7 protein-coding genes are annotated in these 5,385 nt (G+C 34.3%); all 7 read left to right on the top strand.

Annotated elements, in window-relative coordinates:
• The first annotated feature begins 18 nt into the window (after positions 1-18).
• Entirely contained in the window at positions 19-1,221 is a 1,203-nt protein-coding gene (locus RLO81_RS00210) for a glycosyltransferase family 4 protein (RefSeq protein WP_350105546.1), read from the top strand.
• Positions 1,221-1,823, top strand: a complete 603-nt coding sequence (locus RLO81_RS00215) for a sugar transferase (protein ID WP_350105549.1) — start codon at positions 1,221-1,223, stop codon at positions 1,821-1,823. Before RLO81_RS00210 ends, RLO81_RS00215 begins: the two co-directional genes overlap by 1 nt.
• Before the next feature lie 51 nt (positions 1,824-1,874).
• Positions 1,875-2,462, top strand: a complete 588-nt coding sequence (locus RLO81_RS00220) for an acetyltransferase (protein WP_350105552.1) — start codon at positions 1,875-1,877, stop codon at positions 2,460-2,462.
• The gene (locus tag RLO81_RS00225; protein ID WP_350105555.1) at positions 2,463-3,008 is read left to right on the top strand and encodes an archaeosortase/exosortase family protein; all 546 of its coding nucleotides are present in this window, start codon (positions 2,463-2,465) and stop codon (positions 3,006-3,008) included.
• Positions 2,992-3,342 carry a hypothetical protein gene (locus tag RLO81_RS00230; protein ID WP_350105557.1) on the top strand — a complete coding sequence of 117 codons (351 nt, stop codon included), beginning with the start codon at positions 2,992-2,994 and terminating at the stop codon, positions 3,340-3,342. The genes RLO81_RS00225 and RLO81_RS00230 overlap by 17 nt, the downstream gene beginning before the upstream one ends.
• Positions 3,335-4,462, top strand: a complete 1,128-nt coding sequence (locus RLO81_RS00235) for a DegT/DnrJ/EryC1/StrS family aminotransferase (RefSeq protein ID WP_350105560.1) — start codon at positions 3,335-3,337, stop codon at positions 4,460-4,462. Before RLO81_RS00230 ends, RLO81_RS00235 begins: the two co-directional genes overlap by 8 nt.
• A gap of 108 nt (positions 4,463-4,570) precedes the next feature.
• Positions 4,571-5,385: DUF8693 domain-containing protein (locus RLO81_RS00240; RefSeq protein WP_350105563.1), on the top strand; the 815-nt coding region annotated here is incomplete at its 3' end.

A 5,385-nucleotide genomic window follows, 5' to 3' on the forward strand; every position in this document is an offset into this window, starting at 1 on the left:
CTTATTCATCAGTATTTTTTGGAAGAAGACGATCCTGGAGGTTCTCGCTTCAATGAGATGGCTAAACTTTGGAATGCTGAAGGTCATGATATTACAGTTATCGCAGGAATGATGCATTATTCCGGGCATAAAAAAAGGCCTGAATACCGAGGAAAGTGGGTAATTAAAAAGAAACAGGGAAACACTACAGTCTGGAGAACCCAAGTTTCAGAATCATACAACAAGAGTTTTATTGGACGTTTATGGGCTTACTTTTCATTTGTTTTTTCAAGTCTTTATTGTGGGATATTTAAAGTGGGTAGAAACTATGACGTCATATTGGTCACTTCTCCTCCGTTATTTGTTGGGATATCAGGCTATCTACTTTCTAAATTTAAAAGGACACCTTTCATATTTGAAGTTAGGGATCTTTGGCCAGAGTCAGCGATAGATACTGAAGTACTAAAAAGTAAGTTATTAATTAAGCTTGCATATAATTTTGAGAGTTTTATCTATAAAAAAGCTAAGCTTATCAACGTTTTAACCCCTGCATTTCGGACTAGTTTAATAGATAAAGGTGTAGATGAAAATAAAATAATATTTATCCCTAATGCTTCAGATTTTTCACTTTCAGATAAGCTATTAAACGGCTTTAATTCAGATGAGTGGAGAAGGGCTCGCGGACATACAGATAAATTTGTTATTACTTATGTTGGTGCTCATGGGGTTGCGAATCATTTAAAACAATTGATTGATGTGGCTATTGATTTGAGAGATAGTCCAGTTGTATTTCAGCTAATAGGAGATGGAATGGAAAAACAGGAACTTATGAACCTTGTTTCGAAAAAGAGCATTCAAAATATTGAATTTGTAGATTCAGTCCCTAAATCAGAGGTTTTTAAATATATTTTAGGTTCTGATATGGGAGCTTCGATATTAAAGAAGGCGGATACTTTCAAAACCATTTATTCAAATAAAACCTTTGACTACATGGCTTGTAAGAAACCAGTGCTAATGCTAATAGACGGAATTTCCCGGCAGTTGGTTGAACAAGCAGGTTGTGGATTTTATGCCGAACCAGAAAATGCGCAAGAAATTGTCAAGGTGATCAGGTCTCTGATTAATGAAAAAGAGAAACTTAAAGAAACAGGGATTAATGGATACCATTATGCAAAGGCAAACTTTGATCGTCAGAAACTGGCTAAAAAATATATTACAGAAGTTAAAGAAGCATTAGTGTAATGTACAAAAGTGTAATTAAGCCATTTTTAGATGTTCTCGTAGCCTTTATTGCGCTCGTGATACTTTCGCCTATTATTTTTTTAATCATTGTCCTTTTATATTTTTTTCAATCAAGGGAAGTTTTTTTTATTCAAGACAGACCTGGTAAAAATGAAAAGATATTCAAGGTGATCAAGTTTAAAACAATGAATAGCAAAACTGATGAAAATGGTCAACTCTTACCCGATGCAGACCGATTGACAACCATTGGCAAATTCGTAAGAAAAACATCCCTTGATGAATTACCACAATTGATTAATATTTTGAGAGGTGAGATGTCATTTGTAGGTCCAAGACCATGGCTGGTTGAATATTTGAAATTATATTCCAAAGAACAAAGAAGAAGACATTTTGTAAAACCAGGAATTTCTGGTTGGGCTCAGGTAAATGGGAGAAATGCAATCTCATGGGAAGAACGTTTTCAATATGATTTGTATTATGTGGATAACCAATCCTTTTGGTTAGATTTGAAAATAATCATTTATACACTAAAAAAGGTGTTTGTTGCGGAAGGGATAGCCGCTGAAGGAAGTGCAACAATGGAAAAATTTAAAGGGAACTAAAGTGCTCTTTAGCTAATTGTCCTTTGTAAATTCCTAATTGTTAAATATAATATGTATCTCATTGGTGCTAGCGGACATGCAAAAGTAGTAATTGACATTCTGGAGAAATGCAATGTCCAGGTTTTGGGTGCTTTTGATGATGACCCGTCAAAAACTTCAATAATGAGCATACCTGTACTTGGTGTTACACAAGAGAGTAATGGGACTTCTTCTCCATGCATTATAACGATAGGAAATAACAAAATAAGAAAAAACCTATCTGCCAAATTGAATATTTCTTATTCAAAAGCTGTTCACCCTTCAGCTATTATTTCCAAAGGTGTGGAAATTGAATTAGGAACTGTGATTATGGCCTCAGCAGTTGTAAATGCTGATACAAAAATAGGTAGGCATGTTATCGTCAATACATCAGCATCAATTGATCATGATTGCGTGATAGGTGACTATGTTCATATAGCACCAAATGCGACACTTACTGGCGGAGTTAAGGTAGGTGAAGGTGCGTTTATTGGCGCTGGAGCAGTTATTTTACCAGGTATAATGATTGGCGAATGGGCAATAATTGGTGCAGGTGCAGTGGTTAAAAATAATGTTCTTTCAAACGCAAAAGTAGTAGGTATACCAGCAAAAGAGATATAAATGATTTTATTAAATAAGATAAATGATCCTAAAATGCGTAAGGCAATTGGTTTTGTATTATCATTTTTGACATTATACTTAATGCTAAACTTAGTTTATTACGCCTATCATAAATTCATTTTTCCTGACACAATATTTTTTACTGATATAGCTGCTTATCAAACTGAATATTTATTGCAGTTGTTTGGGCATAAAACCAGCCTAACATTTGATGAAAATTATCCGAAAATATATTTAAATAGAGATAATGTAGTAATTCTAGCAATTTATGAAGGCTGTAACGCAGCAACACTTTACATTATTTTAGTTTCATTTCTACTCAGTTATTTTCAACTAACAAAAAATATTTTATTGGTGATTATTAGTGGTATTGTAATTATGAACATACTAAATGTTGCAAGAATTACAGGCCTTTATTATGTAAGCCAGTATAACCCAAGAGAGTTTTATTTTTATCATAAATACTTATTTAATGGAGCCTTATTAGGAGCTGTAATTCTCATATGGTTATTTGCGTTAAAAAAATACAATGATCTTAGGCGTTAGAGGCTTAATTATAGTATTGTTCTTAACCTTAATGGTATTTCAAAAAGAATTCAAAGTTGCTTTTAATGCGGTTATTTTAAACGAGCTAATTTATTTGTTCTTAGTTAAGGCACTCATGATTCTATATGTGAAAACATTTACAATATTAAGAGCCAAAGCATTTCAAATTATTCTTTTTGACCTCATCGTTTCTTCAGTTTTTATAAGTCTATTTTTAATTCTTAAGTATGGATTAACATTTTTTAATGGCTGGCCCATTGACGTTTTTTATATAATTACAGAATGGAATGTTATTGCAATAATTCTATTAATCTATTTTTATTTTAATGAGTAGAGAACGAATCTATCTGTCCTCGCCCCATATGGGAGGTAATGAACTTAAGTATGTTAATGAAGCCTTTGATCAAAACTGGATAGCCCCTTTAGGTCCTAATGTAGATAATTTTGAAAAAGAATTGTGTGCATATTCTGGTGCAAAACATTGTGCTGTTTTAAGCTCGGGAACCGCTGCCATTCATTTAGCACTCATCATATTAGGTGTAAAAAGAGGTGATCATGTTATTTGTTCATCATTCACTTTTTCAGCATCCGCCAATCCTATAGTTTACCAGGGAGCTAATCCAATTTTTGTTGATAGCGAAACTGATACCTGGAATATGGATCCTGTCCATCTGGAAAAAGCTATAAAAGATCAAATTAAAAATGGCCATAAACCTGCGGCCGTAATTTTTGTGCATTTATATGGTATGCCGGGTAAAATTGATGAAATAGTAAAAGTTTGTAAAAGATATGAAATCCCACTCATTGAAGATGCCGCTGAGGCACTTGGTTCGTCTTTTAAGGGGCAGAAGCTAGGAACCTTTGGAGATTTTGGCATCTTTTCATTTAATGGCAATAAGATCATTACCACATCAGGAGGTGGAGCTTTGGTTTCAAACAATAAAGAATGGATTAATAAAGCTCGTTTTTTAGCTACTCAGGCAAGAGACGCTGCTCCCCATTATCAACATTCAGAAATAGGTTACAATTACCGTATGAGTAACATCGCTGCAGGTATAGGCAGAGGACAGTTAGAGATTTTGGATTCTTGGGTACAGAAACGAAGGGCTAATTATGATTTTTACCGAGAAAATCTAAAGGATATAGGTTTTACGTTTATTGAAGAACCTGATAGTAATTATTTCAGTAACAGATGGCTTACAACAGTATTAATTGATAAAAACAAAACCGGATATGATAGAGAAACACTTAGGCTAGAGCTTGAGAAGTATAATATCGAAACAAGACCCTTGTGGAAACCAATGCATTTACAACCGGTATTTAATAAGGTCACTGACTACTACGGAAACGGTGAGAGTGAAAAGTTATTTCAGCAAGGCTTGTGCCTGCCATCTGGGAGTAACCTTACGGATGAACAGAAACAGTTGATAATTAATAGGTTAATCCAAATTTAACTGGTTACAATAGGCACTATTGCGGTATTTAATTAGTATTGAATTATTAGCACTGATGTCTTTTAATTCATATTTTTGTATTTTAAGTTTCATTTGGACTTTTGTCATATGAGGAACATCCTTTCATTTTTTACATTAATTTTATTGAGCTTTTCTACTTTTGTTTCAGCACAAGTTGTTTCTTCTGGCGGAGGAACTGGTGATTGGAATGATCCCAATTCTTGGATTCCAGCGGCTGTTCCAACAACAGCATCTGGGACTATAACAATTTTGAATGGCCACTCTATTACGGTTTCTGATACTCGATCAGCAGATCAGATAACAGTTAGTTCGGGAGGGTCACTTACTATATCGAGTTCTGGAACTTTTACAGTAGCTGCAGGCAGTGGAGATGATTTAACAATTAATGCTGGTGGAATTTTGAATATTCAGTCTTCAGGTATCATAATTATTCAAAATGCTGTCGTTCCTCCCCCTCCAAGAATAGCATTAATAAGGGTTGCAGGTACATTGAACAATGCAGGAACAATAACTAATGCATCATCTTCAACACTAATATTTGAATCTGGAAGTGTTTATGATCATCAGTATACTTCAACAGCTGGTACGATTCCCACAGCTTCATGGGACTCAAATTCAACGTGCCAAATAACTGGATACACATCAAACGGATCAGCACCTTCAGGACTCGGACAATCGTTTGGAAATTTCACGTGGGCAACTGCTTCTTTAGCAAATTTTATAGACTTAAATGGTGCGTTGACTTCTGTAGCCGGTAATTTAACTTTTCAAGACATTCCGTTCTTTTATATTTATTTAACCTCAATTTCTAATTATAATTTGAATATTGGGGGTAATCTAGTAATAGATAATTGCTTCATGGGATTGAATAGTACTGCCACTGCCAATATTGCTATTGGTGG

This window comes from Fulvivirga sp., assembly GCF_040220315.1.
Classification (GTDB): Bacteria; Bacteroidota; Bacteroidia; order Cytophagales; family Cyclobacteriaceae; genus Fulvivirga.

Coding starts and splice junctions, on each gene's coding strand:
- RLO81_RS00215 (WP_350105549.1), top strand. CDS start 1,221: ATGTACAAAAGTGTAATTAAGCCATTTTTAGATGTTCTCGTAGCCTTT.
- RLO81_RS00220 (WP_350105552.1), top strand. CDS start 1,875: ATGTATCTCATTGGTGCTAGCGGACATGCAAAAGTAGTAATTGACATT.
- RLO81_RS00225 (WP_350105555.1), top strand. CDS start 2,463: ATGATTTTATTAAATAAGATAAATGATCCTAAAATGCGTAAGGCAATT.
- RLO81_RS00230 (WP_350105557.1), top strand. CDS start 2,992: ATGATCTTAGGCGTTAGAGGCTTAATTATAGTATTGTTCTTAACCTTA.
- RLO81_RS00235 (WP_350105560.1), top strand. CDS start 3,335: ATGAGTAGAGAACGAATCTATCTGTCCTCGCCCCATATGGGAGGTAAT.